This is a genomic window from Streptomyces tremellae (genome assembly GCF_039540215.1).
In the GTDB taxonomy this organism is placed as follows: Bacteria; Actinomycetota; Actinomycetes; order Streptomycetales; family Streptomycetaceae; genus Streptomyces; species Streptomyces tremellae.
Genome location: NZ_BAABEP010000041.1, coordinates 16,752 through 31,527, shown reverse-complemented (window position 1 = coordinate 31,527; position 14,776 = coordinate 16,752). Strand labels below are relative to the sequence as shown.

General features: G+C 74.6%; 13 protein-coding genes. 4 read left to right on the top strand and 9 right to left on the bottom strand.

Annotated elements, in window-relative coordinates:
* Entirely contained in the window at positions 1–1,215 is a 1,215-nt protein-coding gene (locus ABEA77_RS23905; RefSeq protein WP_345651248.1) for an acyl-CoA dehydrogenase family protein, read from the top strand.
* A gap of 63 nt (positions 1,216–1,278) precedes the next feature.
* Here ABEA77_RS23905 and ABEA77_RS23900 read toward each other — a convergent pair whose 3' ends face one another.
* The 4 genes from ABEA77_RS23900 to ABEA77_RS23885 all read right to left on the bottom strand — a co-directional run bounded on the left by ABEA77_RS23900 (position 1,279) and on the right by ABEA77_RS23885 (position 5,273).
* Positions 1,279–2,070 carry a hypothetical protein gene (locus tag ABEA77_RS23900; protein ID WP_345651246.1) on the bottom strand — a complete coding sequence of 264 codons (792 nt, stop codon included), beginning with the start codon at positions 2,068–2,070 and terminating at the stop codon, positions 1,279–1,281.
* A gap of 144 nt (positions 2,071–2,214) precedes the next feature.
* Positions 2,215–2,811: a TetR/AcrR family transcriptional regulator gene (locus ABEA77_RS23895; protein ID WP_345651243.1), complete on the bottom strand. Its 597-nt coding sequence runs from the start codon at positions 2,809–2,811 to the stop codon at positions 2,215–2,217.
* A 30-nt stretch (positions 2,812–2,841) separates the two neighbouring features.
* Positions 2,842–4,503: a class I adenylate-forming enzyme family protein gene (locus ABEA77_RS23890; RefSeq protein ID WP_345651240.1), complete on the bottom strand. Its 1,662-nt coding sequence runs from the start codon at positions 4,501–4,503 to the stop codon at positions 2,842–2,844.
* Positions 4,500–5,273 (bottom strand): SDR family oxidoreductase, encoded by a 774-nt coding sequence (locus tag ABEA77_RS23885; protein WP_345651237.1) that lies wholly within the window; start codon positions 5,271–5,273, stop codon positions 4,500–4,502. The genes ABEA77_RS23890 and ABEA77_RS23885 overlap by 4 nt, the downstream gene beginning before the upstream one ends.
* A gap of 197 nt (positions 5,274–5,470) precedes the next feature.
* Here ABEA77_RS23885 and ABEA77_RS23880 point away from each other — a divergent pair, with 197 nt between their 5' ends.
* The 3 genes from ABEA77_RS23880 (at position 5,471) to ABEA77_RS23870 (ending at position 8,361) form a co-directional block, all read left to right on the top strand.
* Complete coding sequence (locus tag ABEA77_RS23880) at positions 5,471–6,736, top strand: exo-beta-N-acetylmuramidase NamZ family protein (protein ID WP_345651234.1); 1,266 nt, start codon at positions 5,471–5,473, stop codon at positions 6,734–6,736.
* Positions 6,737–7,001: 265 nt separating this feature from the next.
* On the top strand, positions 7,002–7,613 hold the full coding sequence (locus ABEA77_RS23875) for a hypothetical protein (protein WP_345651232.1): 612 nt from the start codon (positions 7,002–7,004) through the stop codon (positions 7,611–7,613).
* 283 nt (positions 7,614–7,896) lie between these two features.
* The gene (locus tag ABEA77_RS23870; RefSeq protein ID WP_345651229.1) at positions 7,897–8,361 is read left to right on the top strand and encodes a MaoC family dehydratase; all 465 of its coding nucleotides are present in this window, start codon (positions 7,897–7,899) and stop codon (positions 8,359–8,361) included.
* Between the two features lie 116 nt (positions 8,362–8,477).
* Here ABEA77_RS23870 and ABEA77_RS23865 read toward each other — a convergent pair whose 3' ends face one another.
* The 5 genes from ABEA77_RS23865 to hypF form a co-directional block, all read right to left on the bottom strand.
* On the bottom strand, positions 8,478–9,200 hold the full coding sequence (locus ABEA77_RS23865) for a DUF6390 family protein (protein WP_345651226.1): 723 nt from the start codon (positions 9,198–9,200) through the stop codon (positions 8,478–8,480).
* Position 9,201: 1 nt separating this feature from the next.
* On the bottom strand, positions 9,202–10,323 hold the full coding sequence (hypE, locus tag ABEA77_RS23860) for a hydrogenase expression/formation protein HypE (RefSeq protein ID WP_345651223.1): 1,122 nt from the start codon (positions 10,321–10,323) through the stop codon (positions 9,202–9,204).
* Entirely contained in the window at positions 10,320–11,423 is a 1,104-nt protein-coding gene (gene hypD / locus ABEA77_RS23855; protein WP_345651219.1) for a hydrogenase formation protein HypD, read from the bottom strand. The genes hypE and hypD overlap by 4 nt, the downstream gene beginning before the upstream one ends.
* Entirely contained in the window at positions 11,420–11,755 is a 336-nt protein-coding gene (locus tag ABEA77_RS23850; protein WP_345651216.1) for a HypC/HybG/HupF family hydrogenase formation chaperone, read from the bottom strand. Before ABEA77_RS23850 ends, hypD begins: the two co-directional genes overlap by 4 nt.
* Positions 11,756–11,936: 181 nt before the next feature.
* On the bottom strand, positions 11,937–14,774 hold the full coding sequence (gene hypF / locus ABEA77_RS23845; protein ID WP_345651213.1) for a carbamoyltransferase HypF: 2,838 nt from the start codon (positions 14,772–14,774) through the stop codon (positions 11,937–11,939).
* Positions 14,775–14,776: the final 2 nt, after the last annotated feature.

Genomic DNA, 14,776 nt, shown 5'->3' with positions numbered 1-14,776 from the left:
ATGGACTTCGCCTACGACGCCCGCACCGAGGAGCTGCGGGAGCGGCTGCTCGCCTTCATGGACACACACGTGTACCCGGCGGAGCCCGTGCTGCGCGAGCAGACCGCGGCGGCGGCCGACCCGTGGGCGGTCCCGCCCGTGGTGCGCGAGCTCCAGGAGGCGGCGCGCGGCCAGGGCCTGTGGAACCTCTTCCTGCCGGGCACGGAGTACGGCGCGGGGCTGACGAACCTCCAGTACGCCCCGCTCGCCGAGATCACCGGACGCTCCCCGCTGCTGGCCCCCGCGGCGCTGAACTGCGCGGCGCCCGACACCGGGAACATGGAGCTGCTCGCGCAGTTCGGCGACGCGGCGCAGCGCAAGCAGTGGCTCGAACCGCTGCTCGCCGCCGAGATCCGCTCGGCGTTCGCGATGACCGAGCCCGAGGTGGCGTCCTCCGACGCGACGAACATCGAGACGCGCATCGCCAGGGAAGGCGACGAGTACGTCGTCACCGGCCGCAAGTGGTACATCTCCGGGGCGATGAATCCCGGCTGCGCGGTCTTCGTCGTGATGGGCAAGACCGACCCTGAGGAGCCCGACGTGCGCCGCCAGCAGTCGATGGTGCTGGTGCCGCGGGACACCCCCGGGGTCGAGGTGCGCCGCGGGATGCGCGTGTTCGGTTACGACGACGGCCACCACGGCGGCCACGCCGAGATCGTCTTCGACCACGCGCGGGTGCCGGCGGCCAACCTGGTGGGCGAGGAGGGCGGCGGCTTCGCGATCGCACAGGCGCGGCTCGGCCCCGGGCGCATCCACCACTGCATGCGGCTGATCGGGATGGCGGAGCGTGCCATCGCGCTGATGTGCGAGCGCGCGGTGTCGCGCACGGCCTTCGGCAGGCCGCTCGCGGCCCAGGGCGTGGTGCGGAACTGGATCGCGGACGCCCGGGTCACCGTGGAGCAGCTGCGGCTGCTGGTGCTGAAGACCGCCTGGCTGATGGACACGGTGGGCAACCGGGGCGCCCACACCGAGATCCAGGCCATCAAGATCGCTACGCCGCGCGCCGTGCTGGAGATCCTCGACCGGGCGATCCAGCTGCACGGGGCGGGCGGAGTGAGCCAGGACTACCCGCTGGCCGAACTGTGGGCGCACGCCAGGACGCTGCGCCTCGCGGACGGCCCCGACGAGGTGCACCAGCGGTCGCTCGCCCGCCGAGAGCTGGCGCCGTACGCGTAGCGGAGGGCCCGGCGGCGGGATGGCGCGCCGCCGGGCGCCTGGGCCCAGGATGGGGCACGCGGCTCAGGCGTAGGCGGGGAAGGCGGTGTGGGCGAAGGTGGCGTAGCCCTCGGTGTAGTGCCTGCGGTGCCTGCCCTGCTGCGCGTCGTCACTGTGGGGGACGTGCGGGGGCTCGGCGGTGACCGCCTCGTACTCCGCGCCGAGCCTGCCCTCCTGCGCGAGGGTCTGCGTGCGCAGCAGCAGCGTCCGCAGGTCGAGGCCGAGTTCGGCGGCGACGGTGTGCAGGTCGAGGTTGGATCTCCAGCTCCACACCAGCACGGAGTCCATGCTCGGCGACCACTGCACGCCACCGTCCGCGTCCGTCTCGTGGACGGGCTGGGGGTCAAGGTGCGGGTCCGGGGGCGGCGCGGCGAGGCTCTCCCTGCGCTGGTGCGGCAGCGCGACGGACGGCATGGGCTCCGCCATGGCCGGCGGCTCCTGGGGCGGCGCGTGGACGGACTGCGCGAGCGCCGGCGGCTCGGCCTGCTCGGGCGCTTGGAGGGCCGCGGGCCTGGGCGCCTCGCCGAGCTCCCGGTGGATCGCCTGGGGCGTGCGGGCGAGGAGTTCCTGCGCCACCTCGCGGGCGTCGGTCTTGCCGACCGTGCGCCGCGCGAGGCGCACCTCGCGCTCTCCGAGCCCCATCAGGTTCGCGACCGTGCCGTCGTCGCCGACGGTGACGGCGAAGGCGGCGAGGGTGCGGCTGCGCTCCACCTGGCGCTCGTCCAGGAGCGCCTGTGCTTCCCGTACCTTTTCGTCGCAGGCGCAGAAGGCCTCGGCCAGGGCCGAGTTCCGGTCCCAGTATTCACGTGGTTCCATGCGGGCGTTAACTCGCGCACGACCCCCCGTAACGCCCCCGCGGCCGGGAAAATACCCGAAAAGACCAATAAGGCGTATGCCTGATGATAGGCGGCGGCCCCGCCCGGCGTGCGCGGCGGCGCACGGCCGCGCCGGGCGTACGGGTCAGGGGCGCAGGGCCCGCAGCAGCAGGTCCGCGAGGTGGTCGGCCACCTCGCGCGGGCCGAGCGGCCCGTCCGGGCGGTACCAGGTGGAGAGGTGGTGGACGGAGCCGAAGTGGTAGTCGACCACGAGGTCCGAGGGGGTCGCCGTGGAGAACACACCGGTGCGCTGGCCCTCCTCGACCAGGGCGCGGAAGCGCTCGTGGTAGCGGCGGCGCTCCATGCGCACCTGCTTGTTCTTCTCGGGGCTGAGGTGGTGCATGGAGCGGAAGAAGATCGACGCGTCGTCGAGGTTCTCGATGGTGGTCACGACGACGTCGGCCGCCGCGTCCCGCAGCCGCCGCTCGACGGGCGCGTCGGCGTCCGCGAAGGCGTCGAGGCGCTCCTGCTGGAGCCGCAGCACCCGGGCGTAGACCTCCTGGAGGAGGTCCTCCTTGGAGCCGAAGTAGTGGTACAGCGCGCCCTTGGTGACCCCGGCCGCCTCCACGATCTCCTGGACCGACGTGCGGTCGTAGCCCCGCTCGGCGAAGAGGCGGGTGGCGGCGGCCAGCAGCCGCTGGGGCACCGGAGCCGCGCCGCCGCCCCCCGTCGTCCTGGCCATGTCCCGCCACCGCCCTTTCCCACCGCGCCGCTAGTCGTTTCTCTGGGAACGCAACTCCCTCCTGAGGATCTTCCCACTCGTCGTCTTGGGCAGCTCGGGCAGGACCACGACGGTCCTCGGGTACTTGTACGCGGCGAGCCGCTCCCTGCAGTACGCGCCGAGCCCGTCGCCGTCCACCGCGGCCCCGGGCCGCAGGCTGACATACGCCTTCACCGTCTCGCCCCGGTACGCGTCGGGCACGCCGACCACCGCGGCCTCGCGGACCGCGGGGTGCGTGTAGAGGACGTCCTCGACCTCGCGCGGCCACACCTTGAAGCCCGAGGCGTTGATCATGTCCTTCTTGCGGTCGACCACGTAGAGCCAGCCTTCGGCGTCCATGAAGCCTATGTCGCCCGTGCGCAGTTCGCCGCCGGGGAACGTCTCCTCCGTGGCCTCGGGCAGCCGCCAGTAGCCGGGGACGACCTGGGGCCCGCGCACGGCGATCTCGCCCTGCTCTCCGAAGGGCACCTCGGCGCCCGCCTCGTCCAGGACGCGCACCACGGTGTCGGGTCCCGGCACGCCGACCGCGAGCGTCCCCGAGACCGGGTCGACGGGCGCCTCGACGCCCGGCGGCACGGAGGCGCAGGGGGCGGTGCACTCGGTGAGCCCGTAGCCGTTGTGCAGGTAGAGGCCGAGCGCGGCGCGGAACTTCTCCACCAGCGCGGGCGGCAGCGGCGCCCCGCCCGAGCTGAGCTGCCGGAAGGAGGCGAAGTGGCCGGGGGTCGCGGCGGGATGGGCGGCGAGCGCCATGTAGGCGGTGGAGGGGCCGACCGTGTAGGCGGGCCGGTGCTCGGCGAAGGCGTCGAGCACCACGCCGGGCTCGAAGCGGTGGGTGAGGGCGAGGGTGCCCGCGTTGGCGAAGCAGGCGGCGAGCTCGCAGACCATGCCGGTGATGTGGAAGAGGGGCGCGAGCGCGAAGTAGACGGAGCCCGGCGGGACGCGCTGGCCCGTCACCTGCCGCTCGGCGTTGTACATGATGTTGCCGTGGGTGTTCATGGCACCCTTGGGCCGGCCGCTGGTGCCCGAGGTGTAGCTGATGAGGGCGGTGTCGCCGGGGCCCGCCTCGCGTCCCCCGGGCGCGGGCAGGCCCCGGCGGGCGACGGCGAGGAGGTCGTCGGCGTCCTCGGCGCGCGGCGGACGCTCGAAGCCGAGGACGCGGGGGTCGTCGCGGGTCTGGAGGTCGCGCTCGCAGGCGGTCACGGCGATCCGCACGGACGCGGCGGCGGCGCACTCGCGCAGAAACGCCTCCCAGGCGCGGTCGGAGCAGATCAGCGCGGCCACCCCGGCGTCGGTGAGGGCGTGGCCGACCTCCGCCGACTTGTACATGGGGTTGAGCGGGACGACGACCGCGCCCGCCTTCCACGCGCCGAGCAAGGCGAGGACGAACTGCGGGCTGTTCTGGAGCATGATCGCGACCCGGTCCCCGCGGGCCAGGCCGCGGGCGGCGAGGTGGCCCGCCACGGAGTCGCTGAGCTCGTCGGCCTCGCGGTAGCCGAGCCGCCCGTCGAAGTAGGCGACGGCCGGGTGGTCCGGGGTGCGCGCGGCGGACGCACGGAAGGCGTGCACCACACTGGCCGCGGGGTGGACGGGCGCGCGCTGGGCCTCGTCGAGGAGGGTGAGCCAGGGCTTGGCCTCGTAGATCGACCCGGTCACCGCGCGCTCCCCTCGCGTGTCTCCAGCTCCTGCTGGTAGTGGTTCATGGTGGTGAGCCACCGGTCGGGGTCGGCGGCGCGGGCCTGCGCGTAGCGCCCGGCCTCCGGGTGCGGCAGGACGAGGAAGCGGTCCTCGGCCATCGCGGCGAACAGCGCGTCGGCGACGGCGCCGGGCTCGATCGCGTCGGATGCGAGCATCAGCCGTCCCGCCTCGCCCGAGGCGGCGAGCATGTCGGTGCGCACGCCCTGCGGGCAGATGGCGTGGACGCGCACGCCGCGGTGGCGGTAGGTGAGCGAGAGCCACTCAGCGAAGGCGAGCGCGCCGTGCTTGGTGACGCTGTAAGGGGCGGCACCCAGCATGGTCAGCAGCCCGGCGGCCGAGACGGTGGGCACGAAGCACCCGGCCCCGCGCTCCAGCCACTCGGGCAGCAGCGCGCGGCAGGCCCGCACGTGCGCCATGACGTTGACGTCCCACGCGGTCTGCCAGGCGGCGTCGTCGGTCATCGGGTCGCCGCCCGTGCCGACGCCGGCGTTGGCGCAGTAGACGTCGACCCGGCCGCCGAGCGCGGCCCGCGCGTCCTCGACGGTGGCCGCGGCGTCGCCCGGCACGGCGATGCCGCCGATCTCGGCCGCGACGGCGGCGGCCTTGGCCGCGTCCAGGTCGTTGACGGCGACCCGGGCGCCCTCGGCGGCGAATCTGCGGGCGAGCGCGGCCCCGATGCCGCCACCCCCTCCGGTCACCACGACCCGCGCCCCCTCGACGGTTTCCATCGGCACCTGCCTCTCGGCTGCTCGTCCCCTGTGTGTCGGCCGCACTGCCGACCTCGGCAGACTAACCAGTCGGTATGTGATCGGGGAAGGGCCGGGTCCCATCCGCCCGGACTGCCTCGTTCCGTCCGGCCACACCGCGGGCTACGGTGCGTGGGCATGACACCAGTGATCGTTCCACGCGGTACGGAGGTGGCGGCATGAACCTGTCCCGACGAGGTCTGCTCGCGGCGGGCGGCGCCCTGGGCACGGCGGCGGCGGGCGCCGGGACCGCGGGCGCCGGGACCGAGCGGGGCGCGCCGCACCGTCCTGGCGCGGCCCGGGTCATGACGGGCTTCGACCGGCTGAGCGCCGACGGGTACCGGCTGCTCGCCGGGCAGAAGGTGGGCGTCGTCACCAACCCGACGGGCGTCACGCCGGACGTGCGGCACATCGTGGACGTGATGCACGCCGACGACCGGGTGGAGCTGACCGCGGTGTTCGGGCCCGAGCACGGCTTCCGCGGCACCGCGCAGGCGGGCGGCGGCGAGGGCACCGCGAAGGACCCCGCGACCGGGCTCCCGGTGTACGACACGTACCAGGTCAGCGGGCAGCCGCTGGCGGACGTCTTCACCAGGTCGGGCGTGGACACGGTCGTCTTCGACATCCAGGACGCCGGCGCCCGCTTCTACACGTACATCTGGACGCTCTACGACTGTATGGAGGCGGCGGCGCTCGCCGGCAAGCGGTTCGTGGTGCTCGACCGGCCCAACCCGATCACCGGGCGGGAGGCGACGGGCCCCGTGCTGCACGAGGAGTTCGCCTCCTTCGTGGGCCGCAAGCCGATCTCGCAGCAGCACGGGATGACGGTCGCGGAGCTCGCCGCGCTCTACAACGGCGAGTTCCTCGCGAAGAAGGCGGAGCTGACGGCCGTCACCATGACGGGCTGGCGGCGCTCGATGCACTTCGACGAGACGGGGCTGCCCTGGGTGCTGCCGAGCCCCAACATGCCCACGCCCGACACCGCTCTGGTGTACCCGGGCACCTGCATGTTCGAGGCGACCAACGTCTCGGAGGGCCGTGGCACGGCCCGCCCCTTCGAACTGCTGGGCGCGGAAGGGCTCGACGCGGCGTGGGCGCGCGCGGCGGGCGCCGAGGGCCTGCCGGGCGTCCGCTTCCGCGAGGCGTACTTCGCGCCGGCCTTCTCGAAGTTCAGCGGCAGGACCGTGGGCGGCGTGCAGCTGCACGTGTACGACAGGGACGCCTTCGACGCGGTGCGCACCGGCATCGCCCTGCTGATCACCGCGAAGCGCCTCTACAAGGACTTCGCCTGGCGGGCGGACAACGACATCGCCACGCTCACCGGTTCCGACCGCGTGGGCACGATGATCGACGCGGGGGCGGGCACGGACCAGGTGGTCGCCGCCTGGCAGCAGGAGCTGGCCGCCTTCCGCGCCGTCCGGCGCCGCTACCTCGTCTACCGCTGAGGGGCCGGGGCCGCGCTGCTCGCACGGCGGTGCGCGGAAGCGGCGGTCCCGGCCGCACAGATGCCGTGGACGAAGGGGGGAGTTTTCGCACGCCAGTCGTCATGCGCCGGTAAAGCCGCAGCTCATGGGCGTAATCCCCGGGTAAAAACGTCGGCGATCGGATATCCGCCGTACCCATCCTCTTTTTGATGGAGCCGAATGGGGCAGGCGTACGTCCATTCCACAACGCCGGAGTTCCGGGATCCACTGACGGAGGTGGCATGTGATGGCCGGATTCAGAAGCCTCGCGAGACAAGTCCGCGATCCGCACTGCGATCTCGCCTTGCGGCGGTATTCACTGCGCAAGTGCCTTGAGCGTTTCGCCCCTTACGGCCACCGGGCCACCTGGGACCACCTGTGCGCGCGGCACGGCATAGAACCCGAGGACCGCTCGCCCGAGCCCGCGCGGCTGGTCGCGGCGCTCGACGAACTCGAAGAGGCGCGGGCGGTCTGGCTCCAGTACGAGGTCGACTTCGCCGAGCGCCGCAAGCGCGAGAAGCACGACGGGCTGCGCAGGCCCGGCAGCTTCGACGACTGGCACCGGCTCACCTGGGGCGGCAACGGCGTGGCCCGCTGCGACGACCCCCGGGTGCACCCCTCCGACTCGCTCGCCGAGGTACTGCGCAGGCTGATCGCGGGCCTTGAGTCCGGCCCCGGCGAGGCCTGTCCCGTCTGCGGCGCGGCCCGCGAGATCGTCTGGCGCCCCGATCTGTCCAACGAGCCGTGGTCGGGACCCGTCTGCACGGGCTGCGGCATCGTCGTACCGCAGCCGGTGCTCACCTCGGAGGCACTGGCGCAGGCCAAGCACGCCAGGGGCAGGACGCTCACCGCCGCGTGACCCGCGGGGTCCCCGCGCGGAGCGCGGGTACACGTCCGCCCCCGGTACGTACCGAACGGCGCGACGGTGCCGCCCCGCATCCGGCGGCACCCGCGCGGCAGCGGGCCCCGCGCCGGGAGCGCGGCGCCCCTTCCCCCTGCCGGCTCGGCGCCCGGCGCTCGTTGACAGGCGCGGCCGGACCCGATCATCCTGAGCAAGCGCTTGGGCAGCGCGTGCGCGGCCACGGCGGCCGGTGTCGTGCGCCCGGCACATACCGATCGGTACGACACCAGGGAGCCGGGGAATGACCGAGCCGAGGATCTTCACCTCCGCCGAGGAGCTGCGCGCCGGGACCGGCGAACAGCTCGGGTACAGCGAGTGGGTGGAGGTCGACCAGCAGCGCATCGACCTGTTCGCCGATGCCACGGGCGACCACCAGTGGATCCATGTGGACCCGGAGAAGGCGGCGGCCGGCCCCTTCGGCACGACCATCGCGCACGGCTACCTCACCCTGTCCCTGCTGCCGTCCTTCCTGCCGCAGGTGCTGCGCGTGGAGAACGTGCGGATGGCCGTCAACTACGGGACGAACAAGGTGCGCTTCCCCGCCCCCGTGCCGGTGGGGTCCCGGCTCCGTGCGACCGCCGTGCTGACGGACGTGGCGGCGGCGGGCGACGGCGCGGTGCAGGTGACCGCCCGCGTCACGGTCGAGCGCGAGGGCGGGGAGAAGCCGGTCTGCGTGGCGGAGTCGGTCTCCCGCTACTACTTCTAGGACCACGGCCACTCCGGGGCCGCGGGTACCTCCGGGACCGCAAGTGCCTCCGGGGCCACGTACTTCTGGGACCGCGGGCCGGGGCGCGCGGCTGCCCGCGCCCCGGCCCGCGCGGGTCACCCGGCGGGCGCGGGCAGCTGCCGGAGGCGGTGGCGCTCCAGCGTTTCGATCCATGCCCGCTGCTCCTCGGTGATCACGTCGCACACCCAGTCCCAGTGCAGCGCCACCAGGTCCCCGGGCGCGGGTGCAGGGATGAGCGACCTGCCGCCGATCGACCACCGCACCGTCTCGCACAGCGCGGGCCCCGGGGCGACCGCCGCCCGGTCCGGGTCCCAGACCAGCGGGCGGGAGCGGACGACGGCGCCCTCCCCCTGGACCGCGCGGACCTCGCCCGTCCTGACGCGGCACCGGTCGAGCACGTTCAGCGCAGTCGGGTTGCCCGCGGGCCCCAGCAGGCCTGCCCACGGGTAGACGTCGAAGACCTGGAAGCTGTGGTGGGCGCGCGCCGCGTCCCCCGCCTCCCGCCAGGTGCCGCACGACTGGCCGCGGAACCGCTCCCGCATCCGCTGGACGAGCGCGGCCGGGTCGGCGCGCTCAAGGAGCCCGTTGCCGACCCAGTACGCCTCGACGACATACGGGTCGAGCGGGTCGGCGACGCCCGCGGTCTCGGCGAGGAACTCCAGGTAGCACCAGGCGCCCTCGAACTCCCTCGCCCTGCGCGCGATCCCGCCGGGCACATCGGCCCGCAGCAGGGCGGAGGCGTCGGGCGGCCCGCAGTAGCCGAGTTCGTTGGGCGGGTAGGCGTACCGCGCGAACAGCAGGGCTCCCTCGTCGCTCATCTCAGCAGATCCTCGGCAGCTGCTCGCCGATCGGCAGGCCCACGACCCGGGTCCCGCCAAGGCCGGTCAGCGCGACGACCGTCCCCGGGTGTTCCGCCGTGCAGGTGCCGATCTGGCGGGCGCCCGCGCCGAGGGGGTGCGCCCGCATCGCCGCGAGCACCTCCTCCGCGTCCTGGCCGGGCACGACGGCCACGAGCTTGCCCTCGTTGGCGACCTGGAGAGGGTCGAGGCCGAGCATGCTGCACGCGTCGCGCACCGTCTCGGGGACCGGCAGGTCGCGCTCCACCAGCTCCACGCCGACGCCGGAGGCGCGCGCGATCTCGTTGAGCGAGGCGGAGACACCACCGCGGGTGGGGTCGCGCAGCACGTGCAGGTCGGCGCCGGTCGCGACCATGTCGGCCACGAGGCCGTGCAGGGCCGCGGTGTCGCTCTCGACGGTCGTGCCGAACTCCAGGCCCTCGCGGCAGCTGAGCACGGCCACGCCGTGCACCCCGATGTCCCCGCTGACGAGGACGGCGTCGCCCGGCCGGGCACGGCGGGGGCCGATGTCGACGCCCTCGGGGACCGCCCCGATGCCGGAGGTGTTGACGTAGACGCCGTCGCCGCCCGCGCTGTCGACGACCTTGGTGTCACCGGTCACGAGCCGCACCCCGGCGGCGCGCGCCGCCGCGCCGACCGCCTGGGCGATCCGGTCGAGCGCGGCGAGCGAGGTGCCCTCCTGGAGGATGTACGCCGTCGACAGGAACAGCGGTACGGCGCCCGACATGGCGAGGTCGTTGACGGTGCCGTTGACCGCGAGGTCACCGATGCAGCCGCCGGGGAAGAACATCGGCTTCACGACGAACGAGTCGGTGGAGAAGGCGAGTCGGGCCCCGGCCGGGACGTCGAGGACGGCGGAGTCACCCAGCTCCGCAGCCGCGGCGGCGCCGTAGGCCGGCAGGAACAGGTGGTCGACGAGCTCGCCCGACATGGCACCGCCGCCGCCGTGCCCCATCACGACGTTCGGGGTGTCGCGCAGCGGCGCGGGGCAGGTCCAGCTCTCGAAGTCGAGTCCCCCGGCGGGCGCCGGTGCCGCTCCGGGCGCGGGGACGGCGGCGGGGGCGAGGGGCGTGGTGTCGGTCACTTGGCGTCCACGAGGTCGAGTCGGCGGTAGGCGTGGTAGGCGGCGCAGGCGCCCTCGGAGGAGACCATCGTCGCGCCGAGCGGATTGCGCGGCGTGCACTCCTTGCCGAAGGCCGGGCACTCGTGGGGCTTGATCAGCCCCTGGAGTACGTCGCCCGAGCGGCACAGGGCGGACTCCGCGGTGCGGATGCCCGTCACGTCGAAGCGCCGCTCGGCGTCGAACTCGGCGTACGTGTCGGCGAGCCGCCAGCCGCTGCGCGGGATGGGGCCGATGCCGCGCCAGGTCCTGTCGGTGACCTGGAACACGTCGCGCAGCATCGCCATGGCGGGGGCGTTGCCCTCGTCGCGCACGGCGCGCGGGTAGGCGTTCTCCACCTCGTGCCGGCCCTGTTCGAGTTGAAGGACCGTGCGCCGCACCCCTTCGAGGATGTCGAGCGGCTCGAAGCCGGTGACGACGATCGGCACCCGGTACCTCTCCGCGAGCGCCGGGTACTCGCCCGTGCCCATCACACTGCACACATGGCCGGCGGCGAGGAAGCCCTGCACCCGGCAGGTGGCGGACTCCATGATGGCGGCGATCGCCGGGGGCACGAGGACGTGCGAGACCAGCAGCGAGAAGTTGCGCACGCCGAGCCGCGCGGCCTGGTGCACCGCCATCGCGTTGGCCGGCGCGGTGGTCTCGAAGCCGATGCCGAAGAAGACGACCTCGCGGTCCGGATGCTCTCTCGCCAGCCGCAGCGCGTCCAGCGGCGAGTACACGACCCGCACGTCGCCGCCCGCGCTCTTGACGGAGAACAGGTCGCGGCCGCTGCCGGGCACCCGCAGCATGTCGCCGAACGAGCAGAAGATCACGCCCTGTCGGGCGGCGATCGCGAGGGCCCTGTCGATGGTCTCCAGCGGTGTCACGCAGACCGGGCAGCCTGGGCCGTGGATCATCTCCACGCCCTCGGGCAGGAGTTGGTCGATCCCGTGCCGGATGATCGAGTGGGTCTGGCCGCCGCAGACCTCCATCAGCGCCCAGGGGCGGGTGACGGTGGCGTGGATCTGGTCGAGCAGCTTGCGCGCCAGGGCGGGGTCGCTGAACTCGTCGAGGTACTTCATCGGGCGGCCTCCCCCGGGGACTGTGCGCGCGGTGCGCCGCCCGCGGCCCGCGGCGGGCCGCCCGCCTGGAGGGCGGCCTGTTCGAAACCGTCGCCGAACTCCTCCTCCAGCATGCCGAGCCGGTCGAAGTGGGCGAGGGTGTCGAGCGCCGACCGCTCGTCGAGGCGCTGGATCGCGAAGCCGACGTGCACGATGACGTACTCGCCGACCGCGGCGTCGGGGATGTACTGGAGGCACACCTCCTTGCGCACCCCGCCGAAGTCCACCTCGGCCATCACGGTGCCGTCCCTCTCGGCGGTGCTGAGCACCCGCCCCGGAACTGCCAGACACATGGGCGTCATTCCTTTTCTGTGACACTGCGACACTGCGGGTTCTCGGGGCTGCGGGTTCCCGCAGCTTCGGAGGACCGCGGGCTGTGGGTCCCCGCGGCTTCGGAGGGCTTCTGGGCGGCTTCCCGGGGTGGGGCCTCCGGCGCCGTCGGCGCGGCGGGCGGGGCCGGGCGCGGGGTCCGCCTCAGCCGGAGGCGGCCGCGATCAACAGCTGGCCGAGGGCGAGGCCTCCGTCGCCCGGTGGCAGCACGCGCGGCCGCAGCACGGTGAACCCCCGCTTTTCAAGGCCCTGTTGGGCCGCTTCGAGCAGGACGGCGTTGCCGAACACCCCGCCGCCGAGCGCGACCGCGCCGATCCCTGTCGCCTCCCGGAAGCGCTCGGCGAGCTCCACGACGAGCGCGGCTACGGCGGCGTGGAAGCGTGCCGCGACCGCGCCGGCCGGCTCTCCGGCCCGTACGTCCGCGGCGACCGCGCGGATCACCGGCCCCGGGTCGGCGACGAGCGGCCCGTCCGACGCGGGCACCAGGCCGAAGGCGTAGGCCGCGCCGTCCCCCCGGACCGCCCCGCGGGCCGCCCCTTCGAGGGCGATCGCCGCCTCCGCCTCGTACGCGGCCTCCTGGCGCACCCCGGCGAGCGCGGCCACCGCGTCGAAGAGGCGGCCCATGGACGAGGTGGGCACACAGCCGAAGCCGGTGGTCAACTGCCGCAGCAACACGGCGCGTTCTGCTGGCGGGCAGGCGGCGACCGGCGGCAGCTCCGGATCCCATCCGACCCCGGCGGCGTGCAGGTGGGCGAGCGCCATCCGGTACGGGCGCGCCACGGCGGCGTCGCCGCCCGCGAGGGGGACGTACCCGAGGTGGGCCAGCCGCCGCGCGGACCGGTAGCCGCAGCGCAGCACCTCCCCGCCCCACACCGCGCCGTCGGAGCCGTGGCCCGTGCCGTCGAACGCGAAACCGATGACCTCGGCGTCCCCGCCGAGGCCGTGCTCCCCCATCACCGAGGCGATATGGGCGTGGTGGTGCTGCGCCGCGGCGACGGGGCGCGCGCCGGCCCGCGCGCGCGCCCAGCCGCCTGACCGGTAGCCGGGGTGCGGGTCGGCCGCAAGGCGCTCGGGGGCGACCCCGGTGAGGAGTTCGAGGTGCGCCTCGGTGCGGGTGAGGGCGTCGAGGGTGGCCAGGTCGTCCAGGTCACCGAGGTGCTGGCTGACCCACGCCCGCCGGCCCTCGCCGAGCGCGCAGGTGTTCTTCAGGTCACCGCCCGCGGCCAGCAGCGGGGGCACGTCGAACGGCAGCGCGAGTGGCAGCGGCACCTGCCCTCTGGCCCTGCGGAGCGGGAGCTCCGTGCCCGCGACGACCCGGCTCACCGAGTCGTCGCACGGCAGGTGGATCGGCCGGTCGTGGCGCAGCCAGGCGTCGGCGAGCGGCGCGAGCGCGGTCAGCGCCCGCGCGTCGTCGGTGACGATCGGCGCGCCCGAGAGATTGCCCGAGGTCATGACGAGCGCGTCGGGCCCCTCGGGGTCGCCTTCGAGCCCGAACAGCAGGACGTGCAGGGGGGTGTAGGGCAGCAGCACCCCGAGGTCGGGGGCGCCGGGGGCGACGGCGTCCGGCAGGGTGTCGCCGTCGCGCGGCAGCAGCACGATCGGCCGCGCGGCGCCGGTGAGCAGCCGCTCCTCCGCCACGCCCACGGGTGCGAGCCGCCGGGCCGTGGCGAGGTCCCTCGCCATCACCGCGAACGGCTTGCCGCCGCGCCGCTTGCGCCGCCGCAGCGCGGCGACCGCCTCTGCGTCGTACGCGTCGCAGGCGAGGTGGTAGCCGCCGAGGCCCTTGACCGCGACGACAGCGCCCGCGGCGATCAGCTCGCGCGCGGCCCGCAGCGCGTCGCCGTCGCGCGGGGCCGGGACGCCGTCCGGCCGTCCGGGGAGGACGAGTTCGAGCCGAGGCCCGCAGGCGTGGCAGGCGATGGGCTGAGCGTGGAAGCGCCGGTCGCGCGGGTCCTCGTACTCGGCTCGGCAGTCGGCGCACATCGCGAAGCCGGCCATGGTGGTGGTGGCCCGGTCGTAGGGCAGTCCGGTGACGACGGTGTACCGGGGCCCGCAGTGGGTGCACGAGACGAAGGGGTGCCGGTATCTGCGGTTGCCGGGGTCCGCCAGGTCGGCGAGGCAGTCCGCGCAGGTCGCGGTGTCCGGGGGGACGAGGGTGCGGGCCCGGCCCGCCGGTTCCGAGTCGCCGATGGTGAAGCCGCTGCCGCCGCGCGGCGCGTGCTCCCGCTCCTCGACGCTCTCCACCACCGCGAGGGGCGGCGCCCCGGTGCGCAGCCTGCGCCCGAACTCGGCCACCGCCCCCGCCGGGCCCTCCACGTCGGCGACCACTCCCTCACCGGTGTTCACCACCGAGCCTGCCAGGGCGAGTTCGCCCGCAGCGCCGTGGACGAACGGCCGGAAGCCCACCCCCTGGACCACCCCGCGCACCTCGAAGCTGCGGCGGACCCGCGGAGCGCCGTCCACGCCTGGTGCGGCGGCCGGACACGCGCCTCCGGCCGCGTCCCGCGGCGGCGCGGCTTCGAGCACCGCCGCGCCGCCCGGCGCGGGCGCGGAAGCAGGCCATGGAGCGGTTGCCTGCCCCGGCGCGGGCGCTGTTCCTGCGGGCGGGAGTGCGGGCGGGGACACGGGCGGCACCGCGGCGTACGGCGGTTCGGCCTGCCCGGTGCCGGGCGCGGGGCCCGGATCAGGCCCGGACCGTGCGGAGCGGGCCGCGTCACCGTCGGGCCCCGCGCCGTCCGGGTCGTCCCCGTCCCGCCCGCGCCCCATCAGTTCGAGGCCGGACAGCGCCTGCGCGGCCCTGTCCTCGTCGATGAGCTCGACCGCGAACCCCATGTGCAGCAGCACCCAGTCGCCGGGGGCGGGCTGCGCGTCGAGCATGCCGACGTTGACGCGGCGCCGTGCGCCCTCCACGTCCACCAGGGCGAGCTGCCCCGCGTAGCCGTCGACGAGCTCCACCACTCGACCGGGGATGCCAAGACACACGA

Coding starts and splice junctions, on each gene's coding strand:
- ABEA77_RS23870 (WP_345651229.1), top strand. CDS start 7,897: ATGACCGAGCCGAGGATCTTCACCTCCGCCGAGGAGCTGCGCGCCGGG.
- ABEA77_RS23885 (WP_345651237.1), bottom strand. CDS start 5,273: ATGGAAACCGTCGAGGGGGCGCGGGTCGTGGTGACCGGAGGGGGTGGC.
- ABEA77_RS23865 (WP_345651226.1), bottom strand. CDS start 9,200: ATGAGCGACGAGGGAGCCCTGCTGTTCGCGCGGTACGCCTACCCGCCC.
- ABEA77_RS23900 (WP_345651246.1), bottom strand. CDS start 2,070: ATGGAACCACGTGAATACTGGGACCGGAACTCGGCCCTGGCCGAGGCC.
- ABEA77_RS23895 (WP_345651243.1), bottom strand. CDS start 2,811: ATGGCCAGGACGACGGGGGGCGGCGGCGCGGCTCCGGTGCCCCAGCGG.
- ABEA77_RS23880 (WP_345651234.1), top strand. CDS start 5,471: ATGAACCTGTCCCGACGAGGTCTGCTCGCGGCGGGCGGCGCCCTGGGC.
- ABEA77_RS23875 (WP_345651232.1), top strand. CDS start 7,002: ATGGCCGGATTCAGAAGCCTCGCGAGACAAGTCCGCGATCCGCACTGC.
- ABEA77_RS23905 (WP_345651248.1), top strand. CDS start 1: ATGGACTTCGCCTACGACGCCCGCACCGAGGAGCTGCGGGAGCGGCTG.
- hypD (WP_345651219.1), bottom strand. CDS start 11,423: ATGAAGTACCTCGACGAGTTCAGCGACCCCGCCCTGGCGCGCAAGCTG.
- ABEA77_RS23850 (WP_345651216.1), bottom strand. CDS start 11,755: ATGTGTCTGGCAGTTCCGGGGCGGGTGCTCAGCACCGCCGAGAGGGAC.